This is a genomic window from Streptococcus sp. Marseille-Q6379, from assembly GCF_965119505.1.
This window is the reverse complement of the sequence record NZ_CBCPLV010000002.1, coordinates 555,656-572,402: the sequence shown is the minus strand read 5'-3', so window position 1 is coordinate 572,402 and position 16,747 is coordinate 555,656. Positions and strand designations below refer to the sequence as shown.

Below are 16,747 nucleotides of genomic sequence, written 5' to 3'. Positions count from 1 at the left end.
ATATGACAGAAAATAAAAATGTAATATTATCGGCTCGCGATATCGTCGTGGAATTTGACGTTCGTGACCGTGTTTTGACAGCCATTAGAGGAGTTTCCCTTGATTTGGTTGAAGGTGAAGTTTTAGCCTTGGTTGGTGAGTCTGGTTCAGGTAAATCAGTTTTGACTAAGACTTTCACAGGGATGCTTGAAGAAAATGGTCGTGTCGCTAGTGGTTCGATTGATTATCGCGGTCAAGATTTGACTAAGCTTAAGAGTCACCAAGATTGGGCATCTATTCGTGGGGCTAAGATTGCGACTATCTTCCAAGATCCTATGACCAGTCTTGACCCAATTAAGACTATCGGTAGCCAAATTGTTGAAGTCATTGTCAAACACCAAGGAAAATCAGCCAAGGAAGCTAAAAAAATGGCCATTGATTACATGGACAAGGTTGGTATTCCTGATGCTGAAAAACGTTTCAATGAGTATCCTTTCCAATACTCTGGTGGGATGCGTCAACGTATCGTTATTGCCATTGCCTTGGCTTGTCATCCGGATGTCCTTATCTGTGACGAACCAACAACTGCCCTCGATGTGACCATTCAAGCTCAAATCATCGACCTCTTGAAATCACTCAAAGAGGAGTACGGTTTCTCAGTGATTTTCATTACCCATGACCTTGGTGTGGTAGCAAGTATCGCTGATAAGGTTGCTGTTATGTATGCTGGTGAAATCATTGAATACGCAACTGTTGAGGAGATTTTCTATGAACCTTGTCATCCATACACGTGGAGCTTGCTTTCAAGCTTGCCACAGTTGGCCGATGATAAGGGTGAGCTTTTCTCAATTCCAGGGACACCACCATCACTTTATACACCGGTTGTTGGGGATGCCTTTGCCTTGCGTTCAGACTATGCTATGCAGATTGACTTCGAGGAAAAAGCACCACAATTCCAAGTTTCAGATACTCACTGGGCTAAGACCTGGCTCTTACATGAGGATGCACCAAAAGTTGAAAAACCTGCGGTTATCCAAAATCTACATGAAAAAATCCGTGCTAATATGGGATTTGCACATTTAGGAGATGAGGAGGAAGGCAATGCCTGAGAAGTTAGTTGAAGTAAAAGATGTGGAGATTTCCTTCGGTGAAGGAAGCAAGAAATTCGTTGCTGTCCACAATGCTAATTTTTTCATCAACAAGGGTGAAACCTTTTCCCTCGTTGGTGAGTCTGGTAGTGGTAAAACCACTATTGGGCGTGCCATTATTGGTCTAAATGATACAAGTAATGGTGAGATTATTTTTGACGGTAAGAAAATCAATGGACACTTGTCTCACTCTGAGAAAAACGACCTTATCCGTCGTATCCAGATGATTTTCCAAGACCCTGCGGCTAGTTTGAATGAACGTGCAACAGTCGATTATATCTTGTCTGAGGGCTTGCATAACTTCCATCTCTATAAGGATGAGGAAGATCGTAAAGCTAAAATCAAGAAAATCATCAAAGAAGTGGGACTTCTTGAGGAGCACTTGACACGTTACCCTCACGAATTTTCTGGGGGACAACGTCAACGTATTGGGATTGCACGTTCCTTGGTCATACAACCGGACTTGGTCATCGCTGACGAACCCATCTCAGCCCTTGACGTGTCAGTCCGTGCCCAAGTTTTGAACTTGCTTAAGAAATTCCAAAAAGAGTTGGGATTGACTTACCTCTTTATCGCTCACGACTTGTCAGTGGTCCGTTTCATTTCTGACCGTATCGCTGTTATCTACAAGGGCACAATCGTGGAAGTTGCTGAGACAGAAGAACTCTACAACAATCCTATCCACCCTTACACCAAGTCACTCTTGTCTGCTGTTCCTATTCCAGACCCAATCTTGGAACGTAAGAAAGTCTTGAAGGTTTATGATCCAAACCAACACGACTATTCTGTCGATAAACCAGAAATGGTTGAAGTACGTCCAGGACACTTCGTTTGGGGTAACAAAGCCGAAATTGAGACTTATCGTAAAGAACAAAGTAAATAAGTCTTTTCAATGCAAAAAAAATCGTGTTCCAAAAGGAACACGGTTTTTCTTTAGTTTAAATTTAAGCGTTTGGTCATGATGTAGTAGGTACCAAAGTAACTTGCCGCGATGAGAATGAGAGACTGAACTAGACTAAATATATATGACGAGTTATTAATTGCAGTATTTGTTGCATCTCCGGTCAAGGCTGCACCGAGTCCAAAGAAGAAACCAATAAAGAATAGGATAGCCTGAATGGCGAAATAGGCGACAAATCCCATAAGAACTTTGTTAGTATTGAAGAGGTTTCCGATACTAATACAGAGGTAATAGAAAAGGATACCGCTAATTGTTCCTAAAATTGTAGAAGGGATGAAGAGGTAGAAAGCGCCTATTTCTTTTAGGATCTGGCCAAAGTAGCTGGTAGCTAGGAGGATATCTTTCATATCAAGGCAGAAAGCAGCTATAATTCCAATCGAAAGGAGTATAACGAGTGATGAAATGATATCTAAAATAAAGGCTACCAAGAGTTTAGACAAGATTAATTGGTGAGCAGAAACTGGGAGCGTATTGGTTAGATAACCTTCTCTCCCAAAGACAGTCTTTGCAAAGCGTCTGACAATGAGAACTATTGTTGCTATATAAATGGCTCCCCATACAATAATGGTAGCAAAAACCATCAATGTGAAGAAAGCAAAAAAGAGTAGACTAGGTTCTTGGTGGCTCTGTTCAGTTACAAAAATAAATTTTTGAAGCATTAAGCCCAAGGGGATAGAGAGTAGGATGGCAATACCATAGATGCCAAGGTACCACTTACGGACCGATTGTAATTCATATTTAACTAATTAATTTCCAAAACATGCTCATACCTCCTAGTTGTGGAACATCTCTCTAAAGAGTTTGTCGATAGATTTGCCATGGGCTTGACGGATATTATCAGCATCCCCTTGAAGTTCAATCTGACCGTATTTTAAGAAGACAACTTCATCTAGGACGGATTCAATATCTGCAATCAAATGGGTTGAAATGATAACAGAAGCATCTTCAGAGTATTGGTTGATGATGGTTTTAAGAATGTAGTCACGTGACGCGGGATCGACTCCACCGATAGGTTCATCGAGGAGATAGAGTTTAGCTTCACGACTCATAACCAAAATCAACTGAACTTTTTCTTTGTTACCTTTTGAGAGGTCTTTAAGGCGCAAATCAGGCTGGAGCTTTAAATCCTGCAAGAGTTGCAAGGCAAGAGGATAGCGGAAGTCAGCGTAAAAATCTTGGAAGAAGTCCAAGTAGTACTGTATTGTCTTACTTTCATCTAAATAGGTTGTGTCAGGCAAATAAGCCACTTGCGCCTTAGTGATAGGTGACGGCTGAAATCCATTAATGGTCACTAAACCTGAAGTCGGTTGAAGGAGACCGTTCAAAATTTTGATTAGGGTTGTTTTACCACTACCGTTTGGTCCTAAGAGACCAATGATTTTACCAGAAGGGATGGACATGGTCACATCTCTAAGGGCTGGAATACCATTATAGGTCTTGGTGAGATTTGTTAGAGTTACAATATCAGTCATCGGTCTACAAGTCCTTTCCTGTTTGTTCGATGTAGTCAGTGATGATAGATTTGATTTCAGGTGAGCTAAAACCAATGGCTGTCATCTCAGTGACAAAGTTTTTCATGAGACTTTGGGCAATCTCGTGTCGTTTTTGATCAATTAGTTTTTCATCTTCGGTAACAAAGCGACCAGAGGTACGGGCAGAGTAGACCAACCCCTCTTTTTCAAGTTCTTGGAAGGCTCTTTGTACAGTGTTAGGATTGACCCCAGCTTCCTGAGCAAATTCTCTAACGGGTAGGAGTTGTTGTCCCATACTCAATTCCTTGGAAGCTATCTTCAGTTTGACGCGATAGGCGATTTGGAGATAAATTGGCGATTTTTCATCAAATGTCCAAGCCATAAGAGACTCCTTTCTAAAAGTATAATAGTATTATTTTTCTACTACCATAATGATACAACTAAAATGCTGGATTTGCAAGTAAAATGCCATATTTTCTCTAATTTCTTTGGCTTTTCCCAAACTTATATTCCTATTTTTGGTACAATAGGGGCAAGTATATTCGACCTGAAGGGAGATTATTTTGAAAATTTTAGCAACAGATATGGATGGTACCTTTCTAGACCATCTTGGTGCCTATGATAAGGCACGTTTGGAAAACCTTTTGGATGCGTGTGAAGCTGAAGATTACGTTTTTACAGTAGCTTCTGGTCGAGCTCTCTTGGCCTTGGAGGAGCTTTTTGATGGTTTTGTGGACCGCATTGCTATTATTGCGGAGAATGGGGCCTTAGTTCAGTACAAGGGTGAAGTCCTATTTGAGTCCAAGCTAGAACCTAAAGATTATTTAGAAATTGCAGACACGACTTTAGCCTTGCCAACTTGCGAGGGAATTCTCTTGTCGGGACGTCGTGGTGCCTATGCTCCAAACGATGCAGAACCAGCCTATCTTAAGGCCATGGAACGTTACTATGAAAATGTTATGACAACGGACCTTGAAGCGGTTACAGATGACATTTTCAAGGTAACTGCTAAGTTCCAAGGGGATACCATTATGGAACGTGGTGACTACCTCAACACGATTTTTGAGGATATGACAGCTGTGACAACTGGCTTTGATTCTATGGATATTATCCTTAAAGGTGTGGACAAGGGCTTTGGTCTTTACCATCTTTGTCAAGAGTTGGGGCGTCAAGCTTCAGATGTTGTAGCCTTTGGTGATAATCTCAATGATATGGAGATGTTGACCTTTGCTGGGCATGCGGTTGCTACGGAAAATGCCCGCGATGAGATTAAGGCAGTAGCTGACGAAGTGATTGGTCACCATAAAGACGGTGCAGTCTTTGACTACATGGAAGGATTGGTGGACTCAGATGTCTGAGATTAAATTATTGGCCTTGGACCTAGATGGGACACTCTTCACTAAGGATAAGCAAGTAACAGCTGAAAATAGAGCTGCTCTGAAAGCGGCAGAAGCTAAGGGGGTTCATGTGGTCATTACGACTGGTCGCCCTCTGCCAGCTATTACTCATATCTTGGAAGATTTGGGCTTGTTGGATGATAAGCACTATAGTGTGACTTTCAATGGTGGCTTGGTTCAGCGTAATAATGGGGATATCCTCATAAAGAAAGAGATGAGTCTAGAAGATTTAAAGCAGATTTATGCTGTCTTCGAACCTCTAGGGCTTCCTATGGATGTTATCAGTGATGGCATTGTCTATGGTGTGCCAAGTAAAGGCAATCATTCTCTCTATCGTCAGGCTAATCCTACCCTGACCTTCGTTGATGTGGAGAGTATTGATGACATTCCTGAAAATATCGTCTATAATAAGGTAGTTACGGTCTGTGAGGAAGCGTTTTTGGATGCTCAAATTCAAAAAATACCTGACCATTTATACCAAGCGTTTGAGGTCTTTAAGTCTCGTGAAATTATCCTAGAGGTCATGCCTAAAGGTGTTCATAAGGCTGTAGGTTTGAGACTCTTGACTGATTACCTTGCTCTGGATAAAGGTCAGGTCATGGCTATGGGAGACGAGGAAAATGACTTGACAATGCTGGAGTGGGCTGGTCTTGGTGTGGCTATGGCGAATGCTGTTCCCAAGGTCAAGGCTGTTGCCAAGGCAGTAACGACAAAAACTAATGAGGAATCTGGAGTGGCTGAGGCCATCCACAAATATATTCTAGAGAAATAAGGAGAACCAAATGGGTCTATTTGATCGATTATTTGGACAAGAGGAAAACCAGTCACAGGAAACTGTGGCAAATCAGGAAATTTCAGAAACTGAGGCTCTTGATAATCAAGACTTGTCAACAAGTGAAGGGATAAGCGAGAGTCAAACAGAACAGCTCAGTGAGTCAGAGACTCAAGTAGAAGAGATTTCATCCACAGAATCTGTTGAATCAAGTGATTCTACAGTGACAGAAGAAAGTGAAGCAGTGTCTGACGGAGACCTTTCTGTTGATAATCAGGCTTCAAGCGAAGCAGAAGGTGTTTCAGAGTCAGAAGAAAGTCAAGTTGCTGTGGATAACCACTTTGCGGATGTCATGGCTGATTACTATGCTAAGAAGGCTCAAGTAGCTGCTGCTGCAGAAAAAGGTGAAACTGTCACTTTTGAAGCCATTCAAACCCGTAAAGTTGAGGAAAAACCTGAAGAAGTTCAGGCTTCAAAAACTGAAACAGAACAAGAGAAATATAACCGTACCCTCAAGAAGACGCGTACTGGTTTTGCTGCTCGCTTGAATGAATTCTTTGCGAATTTCCGTCGTGTTGATGAGGAGTTCTTCGAAGAATTGGAAGAAATGCTGATTCTTTCCGATGTTGGGGTTAATGTTGCAACGCAATTAACGGAAGATTTGCGCTATGAAGCCCGCCTTGAAAATGTCAAAAAGACTGAGGATTTGCAACGCTTGATTATTGAAAAACTTGTGGATATCTACGAGAAGGATGATGTCTACAAGGAGCAGATTAATTTCCAAGATGGTTTGACAGTCATGCTTTTTGTTGGTGTCAACGGTGTTGGTAAGACAACGTCTATCGGTAAGTTGGCGCATAAATACAAAGAAGAAGGCAAAAAAGTTATGTTGGTAGCTGCCGATACCTTCCGTGCGGGAGCTGTCGCTCAGTTGGTTGAGTGGGGGCGTCGTGTTGATGTGCCAGTAGTGACTGGTGCTGAGAAGGCTGACCCAGCTTCAGTGGTCTTTGACGGTATGGAAAAGGCCCTTGCTGAGGGAGTCGACGTCCTTATGATTGATACTGCGGGACGTTTGCAAAATAAAGACAATCTTATGGCAGAGCTTGAAAAGATTGGGCGTATTATCAAGCGTGTGGTTCCAGAAGCACCTCATGAAACCCTCTTGGCCTTGGATGCCTCAACAGGTCAAAATGCGCTTAGTCAGGCTAAGGAATTCTCAAAAATTACACCTCTTACAGGTCTTGTCTTGACTAAGTTGGACGGTAGTGCCAAGGGTGGTGTGGTTCTAGCCATTCGCCAAGAGTTGGATATTCCAGTTAAGTTAATTGGTTTTGGTGAGAAAATTGATGATATTGGTGAGTTCCATTCAGAAGAATTCATGCAAGGTCTCTTGACTGGTTTGGTTTAAAAGAGTGTTTAAAAAAGAGTGAGTACTGAGAAAAGGAATTCACTCTTTTTAATGGTGTCCTCACCTTGAAAAAAGTCGCTTTTATTGGTAAAATAGTAAGGAAAAACGCATGCTCTGAAAAGTGAGCTGTAACTTAATCACTGAACAACCCCTAAGCCAAAAAAAGAGATGATTGTTTTCTCTTTTTTAAGGTGAGTCATAAGAAGATTTTTAATCTTAGTTTAAGGAGAAGACATGTCTGAACGTGGACTTTTGATTGTTTTTTCAGGGCCTTCTGGTGTCGGAAAAGGAACTGTTCGTCAGGAGATTTTTTCAACACCTGACCACAAATTTGAATACTCAGTATCAATGACCACACGTGCTCAACGTCCTGGTGAAGTTGATGGAAAGGATTATTTTTTCCGTTCGCGTGAGGAGTTTGAAGAGCTTATTCGTAAGGGTCAAATGTTGGAATATGCTGAGTATGTGGGTAACTACTACGGAACACCTTTGACTTATGTTAATGAAACCTTGGATAAAGGTGTTGATGTTTTCCTTGAAATCGAGGTTCAAGGGGCCCTTCAGGTTAAGAAAAAGGTCCCAGATGCTGTCTTCATCTTTTTGACACCACCGGATTTGAACGAGCTTCAAGAACGTTTGGTTGGTCGTGGAACAGACTCTGAGGAAGTTATTGCTCAACGTATCGAGCGTGCGCGTGAAGAAATTGCTCTCATGAGCGAATACGATTATGCCATTGTTAATGACGAAGTGCCTTTGGCTGCTGAGCGTGTCAAACGTGTTATTGAAGCAGAACACTTCCGAGTTGACCGTGTGATTGGTCGCTATCGTAATATGATTTCAAAAAAGAAATTATCAGATAAATAAATTAGAAATAGGTATAAAATTATGATGTTGAAACCCTCTATTGACAAACTTTTGGATAAAGTGCCTTCAAAATATTCATTGGTTATTTTGCAAGCCAAACGTGCCCATGAATTAGCCGCTGGTGCTGAACCAACTCAAGAGTTTACGTCAGTAAAACCAACCCTTCAAGCCCTTGAAGAAATTGAATCTGGTAATGTGACTATCCACCCAGATCCAGAATCTAAACGTGAATTGGCACGTTTGAAAGTGATTCAAGCACGTCTTGCTGCTGAGGAAGAAGAACGTAAAATCAAAGAACAAATCGCTAAAGAAAAAGAAGAAGGCGATAAGATCTAAAATCAAAGTCTTGCTTTGGTTTATGAGGAGAGGGGAGCTGAGGCATAGTGTCTCAGCTTCCTTCTTTATGACGAAAATAGGCAGCTCACATTTTCTTGAGCTTGGAAGATACTGGTCTTAAGGAAGTGACAGGAGGAAATTTATGGTTTTAGTAGCACATATTATTGTCGACGTTCCTCTGATGCAGACGGACAGACCTTATAGTTACCTGGTACCGGAAGCCATGCAAGAACAAATCGCCATCGGTATGCGGGTTCATGTGCCTTTTGGTAAAGGAAATCGTTTACTCCAAGGTTTTATTATTGGCTTGGAAGAGCAGGAAAATTTAAGAGATTTTCCTGAACTAAAACCCATCGCTGAGCTTTTAGATTATGAGCCAGTGCTTAATCAGGAACAGCTGGATTTGGCTAATCAGATGCGACATACGGTCTTTTCTTATAAGATTTCCATCTTGAAGTCAATGCTACCCGGTCTCCTTAATTCGCAGTACGATAAGGTTATCATGGCAACTGATAAACTGGGTGAAGAGGAAAAAGCGACTCTCCTTCAAGGGCAGAATCATATTCTTTTCTCGCAGTTGTCAGAGGTACAACGTCAAGCCATTCCTCGTCTGGTCCAGTCTGGGCGTGTAACGGTTGATTACCTTGCTAAAGATAAGCAGAATATCAAGACTGAGAAGCACTATAGTGTTCAAAAGGGTATTCTCGAGACTTTGGCTATTTCGCAAAGGGCTAAGAAACGATTGGAGTTGCGAGACTTCTTGCTAGAAAAGAGTGAGTCTGGCAAGTTGACGGACCTCCACAAGCTTTTTTCACGAGATGTGGTTAAGTTTTTCATTGAAGCTGGTGCCTTGGTCATCACCGAAGTTGAGGTCAATCGTGCCGATAGCTACTTTGAAAAGGTAGAGAAGACGGAGTTTCTAGAGCTCAATGCCCAACAGGCGCATGCGGTTGAAGAAATGACGCGTCAGATTGGACAAGGTGGCAAACCTTTCTTATTGGAAGGGGTAACGGGATCAGGTAAGACAGAGGTTTACCTGCATCTTATCGAGAGGACCTTGGCAATGGGTAAAACTGCTATTGTCTTGGTGCCAGAAATTTCCTTGACACCCCAAATGACCAATCGTTTCATTTCACGTTTTGGGGACTTGGTGGCGATTATGCATTCAGGCTTGTCAGACGGTGAGAAATTTGATGAGTGGCGTAAGGTTAAATCTGGTCAGGCCAGGGTTGTGGTAGGAGCGCGTTCGGCTATCTTTGCTCCTTTGGACAATATCGGAGCTATCATTATCGATGAGGAACATGAGGCTACTTATAAACAAGAGTCCAATCCTCGCTATCATGCAAGAGATGTTGCCTTGCTTAGGGCTAAGAGTCATAGAGCTGTGCTTGTCCTTGGGTCGGCAACACCCTCTATTGAGACACGGGCGAGAGCTCAGAAAGGGGTTTACCATTTTCTTGAGTTGACACAAAGGGCTAATCCTAATGCTAAAATTCCGCAGGTGGAAGTGGTGGACTTCAAGGATTTTGTGGGCCGTCAAGAGGCGAGTGATTTTACGCCACCTCTTTTGGAAAAAATCAGGGAACGTTTGGCACGTAAGGAACAAGTCGTATTGATGTTGAACCGTCGTGGGTATTCCTCTTTTGTCATGTGTCGTGACTGTGGCTATGTGGATGATTGTCCGAATTGTGATATTTCACTGACCTTGCACATGGATACCAAGACCATGAATTGCCACTATTGTGATTTTCAAAAAGCAATACCACATGTCTGCCCTAACTGTCAGAGTCGTCAGATTCGTTATTATGGTACTGGGACACAAAAGGCCTATGATCAATTGACGGAACTCTTGCCAGAAGCCAGAGTGATTCGTATGGATGTTGATACGACACGTAAGAAAGGTGCTCACGAGAAACTCTTGGAGGCTTTTGGAAGTGGCAAGGCTGACATTTTGCTTGGGACTCAGATGATTGCCAAGGGCTTGGATTTTCCCAATGTCACCTTGGTAGGGGTCTTGAATGCAGATACATCGCTTAATTTACCAGATTTTCGTTCGGCTGAGCGTACCTTCCAGCTTTTGACTCAGGTAGCTGGTCGTGCTGGTCGTGCTGACAAGGAAGGGGAAGTTATTATTCAAACCTATAATCCTAGTCATTATGCCATTCGGTTTGCGCAACAACAGGATTATGAAGCTTTCTATGCTTATGAGATGGGGATTCGACGTCAGTTGGCCTATCCGCCATATTTTTATACGGTAGGAATCACGCTTTCTCACAAGGATGAAGAGTTTGTCGTCCGCAAGAGCTATGAGGTTATGGCTTATTTAAGAGAGCACTTGTCAGACAAGGTGACCTTCCTAGGGCCAACGCCTAAGCCTATTGCTCGAACACATAACCTTTATCATTATCAGATTATTATCAAATACCGTTTTGAGGATAACTTGGAAGAAACGCTTAATAGGGTCCTTGACATGACTCAGGAACCTGAAAACAAGGACCTGCGTTTGATTATCGATCACGAACCTCAGAATTTTACCTAATCTAGAAAAGGAAGAATATGACAAAATTAGTATTTATGGGAACGCCTGCCTTTTCAGCGACAGTGCTGGAAGGACTTTTGACAGATGAGCGTTACGATATTGTTGCTGTGGTGACGCAACCAGACCGTGCTGTCGGCCGTAAAAAAGAAATTCGCATGACACCGGTCAAGGAAGTAGCCTTGGCGCATGACTTGCCAATTTATCAACCGGAAAAATTGTCAGGGTCAGAAGAAATGGCGCAATTGATGGCACTTGGTGCTGATGGGATTGTTACTGCAGCTTATGGACAATTTTTACCAAGCAAGTTGCTTAATAGCATGGATTTTGCGGTGAATGTCCACGCTTCTCTCTTGCCAAAATACCGTGGTGGGGCACCTATTCATTATGCCATTATCAATGGGGATGCAGAAGCAGGTGTGACAATTATGGAAATGGTCAAGGAGATGGACGCTGGTGACATGGTTAGCCAAAAGGCCTTGCCAATTCTTGACGAGGATAATGTTGGTACCATGTTTGAAAAATTGGCCGTCTTGGGTCGTGACCTTTTGCTTGAGACCTTGCCTGCCTATATTGCTGGCGAAATCAAACCTGTTCCTCAAGATGCCAGTCAGGTAACGTTTTCGCCAAATATTAGTCCAGAAGAGGAGCGTCTTGATTGGAATAAATCGTCTCGTGACATCTTCAATCAAATCCGTGGTATGTACCCATGGCCTGTGGCACATACCTTGTTTGACAGCAAACGTTTCAAAATTTATGAAGCGGACTTGGTAGAAGGTCAAGGACAGGCTGGTCATATCATTGAAAAGACCAAGAAGAGTTTGGTAGTTGCGACTGGTCAAGGAGCCATTTCACTTAAGACAGTTCAGCCTGCAGGAAAACCCCGTATGGCTATTGCTGATTTCCTTAATGGGGTCGGACGCAATCTTGAAGTAGGTGATGCATTTGGCCAATGATTGGAAAAAAACATCCCGTGGACAGGCACTTGAAGTCTTAGAAGAAGTCTTCCAGGAAGGAGCTTACTCAAATATTGCTCTCAATGCCCATCTGAGCAAGTCGCATCTGACAGATAAGGACAAGGCCTTGGTGACGGAAATTGTCTATGGGACCGTAGCTCGTAAGATTACGTTGGAGTGGGTCCTAGCCCATGTCATCGAGGACCGTGACAAGCTTGAACCTTGGGTCTATGACTTATTGCTTTTGAGCCTCTATCAGTTGGCCTATTTAGATAAGATTCCAGCCCATGCGGTGGTTAATGATGCCGTTTCTATTGCTAAAAATCGTGGCAATAAAAAGGGGGCTGAGAAGCTGGTCAATGCGGTTCTTCGTAAACTATCTAGCCAGCCTTTGCCAGATCCAAGCACAATCAAACGTGTCAATAAACGCTATTCTGTTCAGTATTCTCTACCTGTATGGTTGGTTAAAAAACTTATCGACCAGTATGGAGAGGATCGTGCCCTTGCTATTTTCCAAAGCCTTTTTGTGAGAAACAAGGCTAGTGTGCGTGTAACGGATGCGTCACTTTTGGAAGAGATTGCGGAGGCCACTGGGGCTGAGTGTTCAGTATTATCCCCAGTCGGGCTTGTTAAGTCTTCAGGTTACTTTGCTGGGACAGATTATTTTAAAGAGGGCTTGTTGACCATTCAGGATGAGACCAGTCAACTGGTTGCGCCAACTTTAGAGATTCAAGGTGAGGAAGAAATTCTGGATGCCTGTGCGGCACCTGGAGGTAAGACGGTACATATGGCCTCATATTTGACGAGTGGACATGTGACGGCGCTTGACCTCTATGATCATAAGCTTGCTCTTATCGAAGAAAATGCACAACGTCTTGGTTTAGCTGATAAGGTTAAGACTCAGAAACTGGATGCTAGTCAGGTACATCAAGTCTTTCCAGCTGATAGTTTTGACAAGATTTTAGTGGATGCACCTTGTTCAGGAATTGGGCTCATTCGTCGGAAACCTGACATCAAATATAACAAGGATCTCCAAGACTTTGAGTCCCTCAAGGCTGTGCAGTTGGATATCCTATCCAGCGTTTGTCAAACCCTACGAAAAGGTGGTATAATAACATATAGTACTTGCACCATCATAGCAGAAGAAAATCAAGAGGTGATTCAAGCCTTTCTTGAGAGCCATCCTGATTTTGAGCAAGTTGCCTTAGACCATCCATGTAAAGACATCGTGGTCAATGGCTGTTTGGCAATTACCCCCGAACAGTATCTAACTGATGGTTTTTTCATCGCACAGTTGCGTAAAAAAGCTTAGGGTTACAGAGGAGGAAATGCTGACGCAAGTCAGAAAGAAAACTATGGAAATATCATTATTAACGGACATTGGCCAAAAACGGTCAAATAACCAAGATTTTGTTAATAAATTTGTCAACCAAGCTGGTGTTACCCTTGTCGTTGTTGCAGACGGGATGGGCGGACACCGTGCTGGAAATATTGCCAGTGAGATGTCAGTGACTGATCTTGGTCGTGACTGGATTAACACTGATTTTCGTGAGTTGAGTCAGATTCGTGATTGGATGATTGCTGCCATTGATGCAGAAAATCGTAAAATTTATGAACTTGGCCAAAACGAAGAATATAAGGGAATGGGAACAACTATCGAGGTTCTTGCCTTTGTTGATAATGCTGTGATTTTTGCCCATGTTGGGGATTCACGTATTGCCCTTATCCGTAATGGTGAGTATAAGCAATTGACGAATGACCATTCTTTGGTCAATGCTCTTATCAAGGCTGGTCAGTTGACCGAAGAAGAAGCAGCAGTTCACCCACAACGTAATATCATTACGCAATCTATTGGGCAAGCTGCTCCGATTGAGGCTGACCTTGGTGTTCAACAATTGGAACCAGGGGACTATATATTGGCCAATTCAGATGGTTTGACCAACATGATTTCAGTCGAACAGATTGTTCATATTGTCAACAGCCCTGGTTTCGTCGAAGAAAAAACGAGTCGTTTGGTAGCTGCAGCCAATGAGGCAGGTGGTCTTGATAATATTACCGTTGCTCTCATTAAGGTAGAAAGTGAGGAAGGATAATGATCCAAGTTGGCAAATTGTTTGCTGGACGTTATCGAATCCTTAAATCTATCGGACGTGGTGGTATGGCGGATGTTTATCTGGCTAATGACCTGATTTTGGATAATGAAAAAGTGGCTATTAAGGTACTTCGTACCAATTACCAAACTGATCAGGTGGCTGTGGCCCGTTTCCAACGTGAAGCGCGTGCCATGGCAGAACTCAGTCATCCTAATATCGTTGCTATCCGAGATATTGGCGAAGAAGACGGCCAGCAGTTCTTGGTGATGGAGTATGTGGACGGTTCGGACTTGAAGAAATACATTCAAGACCATGCGCCACTTTCTAACCAAGATGTTGTGCGTATCATGGGGGAGGTCCTTTCCGCCATGACTCTTGCCCATCAAAAGGGCATTATCCACCGTGACCTTAAGCCACAAAACGTTCTTTTAACTAAGGACGGTACAGCCAAGGTCACAGACTTCGGAATTGCGGTTGCCTTTGCAGAGACTAGTCTAACTCAAACGAACTCTATGTTGGGTTCTGTCCACTACCTCTCACCAGAGCAGGCTCGTGGATCTAAAGCGACTATCCAAAGTGACATCTATGCTATGGGTATTATGCTTTTTGAAATGTTGACAGGTCATATTCCTTATGATGGCGATAGTGCAGTAACCATTGCACTCCAACATTTCCAAAAACCACTACCATCGATTTTGGCAGAGAACCGTAACGTTCCCCAAGCTTTGGAAAATGTGGTTATTCGAGCAACAGCCAAAAAACTAGAAAATCGTTACAATAGTACTTTGGAAATGAGCCGTGACTTGGTAACGAGTTTGCATCCTAGTCATCGACGTGATGCCAAGGTAGTCTTTGATGATATGACGGATACCAAGACCTTGCCGAAGGTTGATCCAGTTCCATCAGCAAGTCTTGAGAAAAAAGCCGTTGCTGCTGAACCATCAGAGCCTACACCTGCTCCAAGTAAACAACCAAGGAAAAAAACGACACCAGCTAAGAAGAAAAAGAAGAAGAACTTCTTCTCAACCTTACTCAAGGTTTTCCTAGGACTTGTCTTTATTGGTATTATCATCTTTGCTTATTTAGTCTTTACCAATCCTGATAATGTCCAAGTACCTAATGTGGTCGGTCAGGAGTTGTCCACAGCTCAGACTAAAATTGAGGGTGCTGGATTTAAGGTAGGAGAAGTCAAAGAAGTGGAAGATGACTCTGTCGATACGGGTAAGGTCATCAAGACAGATCCTACAGCTGGAACCACACGAAAAGAAGGATCAAGCATTGATGTCTATGTTTCTTCTGGTAGTAAAGGTTTCGCTTTGAAAGACTACAAGGGTAAAAACTATAAGGATGCCATTGAGGACTTAACTTCGAATTATGGTGTTTCTGAGGACCAAATTGATATTCAGCATGTCGAAGACGACAGTGCTGAAGAGGGAGAAATCCTATCTCAAAGTCCAGGGAAAAACAAGTCTTTCAATCCTAAGGATAGTAAGGCTAAGATTAAGTTCCGTGTGGCAACTCCTAAGATAGTTACCATGCCTGATGTGACTGGTTTGACGGTTTCAACAGCAGTTCAAACCTTGAATCGTAAGAATATCTCAAGTAGTAGCATCGAGTACCACGACTATAATACTGGTGCTAAGTTAGATAAGGATAAGATTCCTAGCAGTACGGAGGTCCTTTATCAAGATCCACAAGCTGGTACAAGTGTTGATGGTACAGTGATTCTCTATGTTTCGGTTGCAACAGCAAGTTCAAACCTTCAGTCAAGCTCAAGTAGTACGACACATTCGTCATCAACGAGCTCAAGTACTGACAGTACAACTTCAAGCACTGAAACCTCGACAGAGGCTACTCACACAGAACTACAGTAGATTAAAAAACTTAGACATAATGAAGAGAGGTTATTTAAGCTCTCTTTTTTGCTACCTAGAGATCTTGTCGATAGCCTAAAAAACCTGCTTGCCAGAGGTCAGAGATTCTTTTATAATGAAGACATTACATATAGGAGAGATGCTATGAGAAACCGTAGAAAACTGAGAAGGTATATCATTACCTACGATATTGTCATAACGGTCCTGGCCCTGATTTCCATTGGGTTGGTTATCTTTGATTTAGTTGGCTTAATTTCAATTGGAAGGCGACCTTTTAGAGTGATAGATCAGTCTATAACGCTCATATTTGCCATTGATTATGCGATTCGTTTCTCCTTAGCACCTCGTAAGCGAGTCTTTGTTAAAACACATGTGTTGGACTTGTTGGCTATTATTCCCTATAATGAAGTCTTTACCTTCCTCCGTTTTTCAAGAGTGGGACGCTTTGCCAGGTTGGCCAAACTCTCACGTTTAATTGGTTTGAGTGGCAAGCTCAAGCATATTTCCAATCGTATCAATCGCAGAAATGGCTTTTATTTTCTACTTTCGGTTAATAGTATTATCATTCTTATCAGTAGTGCTGTTATTGCCCGAGTAGAACACCATAATTTTATAGATGCTATTTGGTGGTCTGTAGCAACGGTGACTACGGTTGGTTATGGAGATATCGTCCCTAAAACGCTTGTAGGTAAAGCGGTCGCTGTTATTCTCATGTTTAGTGGGATTGCCACTCTAGGGTTGTTAACTAGCTCTCTTAATAATATTTTTGTGCGGTCAGGTCGTCAGACTGAACGAAAATTAGCCGAGCTTAAGAAAGAATTAGCAGAGCAGCGTGTCATACTGGAGGAAATCAGAAGTACAGTGCTAATGATAAGAAGCAAAATGGACGATACTGACGATTAAGATTTTTGAATGAAAGACTGTGTTTCCTGTAATGGAGGCACTTTTTTG

The 16,747-nt window shown here is 42.5% G+C and carries 16 protein-coding genes; 13 read left to right on the top strand and 3 right to left on the bottom strand.

Going from position 1 to position 16,747, the window contains the following annotated elements; genetic code table 11:
- The first annotated feature begins 2 nt into the window (after positions 1 to 2).
- Entirely contained in the window at positions 3 to 1,088 is a 1,086-nt protein-coding gene (locus tag ACWPVZ_RS09255) for an ABC transporter ATP-binding protein (protein WP_002891435.1), read from the top strand.
- Complete coding sequence (locus ACWPVZ_RS09250; protein ID WP_454381882.1) at positions 1,081 to 2,010, top strand: ATP-binding cassette domain-containing protein; 930 nt, start codon at positions 1,081 to 1,083, stop codon at positions 2,008 to 2,010. The genes ACWPVZ_RS09255 and ACWPVZ_RS09250 overlap by 8 nt, the downstream gene beginning before the upstream one ends.
- A gap of 50 nt (positions 2,011 to 2,060) precedes the next feature.
- Here the strand turns inward: ACWPVZ_RS09250 and ACWPVZ_RS09245 are convergent, their stop codons facing one another.
- From ACWPVZ_RS09245 to ACWPVZ_RS09235, 3 genes are all read right to left on the bottom strand, one after another.
- The gene (locus tag ACWPVZ_RS09245; RefSeq protein ID WP_454381881.1) at positions 2,061 to 2,747 is read right to left on the bottom strand and encodes an ABC transporter permease; all 687 of its coding nucleotides are present in this window, start codon (positions 2,745 to 2,747) and stop codon (positions 2,061 to 2,063) included.
- A gap of 114 nt (positions 2,748 to 2,861) precedes the next feature.
- Complete coding sequence (locus tag ACWPVZ_RS09240; RefSeq protein WP_002884466.1) at positions 2,862 to 3,560, bottom strand: ABC transporter ATP-binding protein; 699 nt, start codon at positions 3,558 to 3,560, stop codon at positions 2,862 to 2,864.
- A gap of 4 nt (positions 3,561 to 3,564) precedes the next feature.
- Positions 3,565 to 3,942, bottom strand: a complete 378-nt coding sequence (locus ACWPVZ_RS09235) for a GntR family transcriptional regulator (RefSeq protein ID WP_022496273.1) — start codon at positions 3,940 to 3,942, stop codon at positions 3,565 to 3,567.
- 181 nt (positions 3,943 to 4,123) lie between these two features.
- Here ACWPVZ_RS09235 and ACWPVZ_RS09230 point away from each other — a divergent pair, with 181 nt between their 5' ends.
- The 11 genes from ACWPVZ_RS09230 (at position 4,124) to ACWPVZ_RS09180 (ending at position 16,699) form a co-directional block, all read left to right on the top strand.
- Positions 4,124 to 4,918 carry an HAD-IIB family hydrolase gene (locus ACWPVZ_RS09230; protein ID WP_454381880.1) on the top strand — a complete coding sequence of 265 codons (795 nt, stop codon included), beginning with the start codon at positions 4,124 to 4,126 and terminating at the stop codon, positions 4,916 to 4,918.
- Positions 4,911 to 5,729 (top strand): Cof-type HAD-IIB family hydrolase, encoded by an 819-nt coding sequence (locus ACWPVZ_RS09225; protein ID WP_454381879.1) that lies wholly within the window; start codon positions 4,911 to 4,913, stop codon positions 5,727 to 5,729. The genes ACWPVZ_RS09230 and ACWPVZ_RS09225 overlap by 8 nt, the downstream gene beginning before the upstream one ends.
- Positions 5,730 to 5,739: 10 nt before the next feature.
- Positions 5,740 to 7,137: a signal recognition particle-docking protein FtsY gene (gene ftsY / locus ACWPVZ_RS09220; protein ID WP_454381878.1), complete on the top strand. Its 1,398-nt coding sequence runs from the start codon at positions 5,740 to 5,742 to the stop codon at positions 7,135 to 7,137.
- A gap of 234 nt (positions 7,138 to 7,371) precedes the next feature.
- Positions 7,372 to 8,001 (top strand): guanylate kinase, encoded by a 630-nt coding sequence (gmk, locus tag ACWPVZ_RS09215; RefSeq protein ID WP_454381877.1) that lies wholly within the window; start codon positions 7,372 to 7,374, stop codon positions 7,999 to 8,001.
- Positions 8,002 to 8,022: 21 nt separating this feature from the next.
- A complete protein-coding gene (rpoZ, locus tag ACWPVZ_RS09210) occupies positions 8,023 to 8,337 on the top strand; it encodes a DNA-directed RNA polymerase subunit omega (protein WP_002886855.1) in 315 nt (104 codons plus the stop codon).
- 142 nt (positions 8,338 to 8,479) lie between these two features.
- On the top strand, positions 8,480 to 10,876 hold the full coding sequence (locus ACWPVZ_RS09205) for a primosomal protein N' (RefSeq protein ID WP_454381876.1): 2,397 nt from the start codon (positions 8,480 to 8,482) through the stop codon (positions 10,874 to 10,876).
- Between the two features lie 17 nt (positions 10,877 to 10,893).
- Positions 10,894 to 11,829, top strand: coding sequence for a methionyl-tRNA formyltransferase (gene fmt, locus ACWPVZ_RS09200; RefSeq protein ID WP_454381875.1), 936 nt, complete (start codon positions 10,894 to 10,896; stop codon positions 11,827 to 11,829).
- Positions 11,819 to 13,141, top strand: coding sequence for a 16S rRNA (cytosine(967)-C(5))-methyltransferase RsmB (gene rsmB, locus ACWPVZ_RS09195; protein ID WP_454381874.1), 1,323 nt, complete (start codon positions 11,819 to 11,821; stop codon positions 13,139 to 13,141). The genes fmt and rsmB overlap by 11 nt, the downstream gene beginning before the upstream one ends.
- A gap of 43 nt (positions 13,142 to 13,184) precedes the next feature.
- Positions 13,185 to 13,922 (top strand): Stp1/IreP family PP2C-type Ser/Thr phosphatase, encoded by a 738-nt coding sequence (locus ACWPVZ_RS09190; protein WP_037598574.1) that lies wholly within the window; start codon positions 13,185 to 13,187, stop codon positions 13,920 to 13,922.
- Entirely contained in the window at positions 13,922 to 15,796 is a 1,875-nt protein-coding gene (pknB, locus tag ACWPVZ_RS09185) for a Stk1 family PASTA domain-containing Ser/Thr kinase (protein ID WP_002891421.1), read from the top strand. Before ACWPVZ_RS09190 ends, pknB begins: the two co-directional genes overlap by 1 nt.
- A 144-nt stretch (positions 15,797 to 15,940) precedes the next feature.
- The gene (locus ACWPVZ_RS09180; RefSeq protein WP_414358725.1) at positions 15,941 to 16,699 is read left to right on the top strand and encodes a potassium channel family protein; all 759 of its coding nucleotides are present in this window, start codon (positions 15,941 to 15,943) and stop codon (positions 16,697 to 16,699) included.
- Positions 16,700 to 16,747 lie beyond the last annotated feature (48 nt).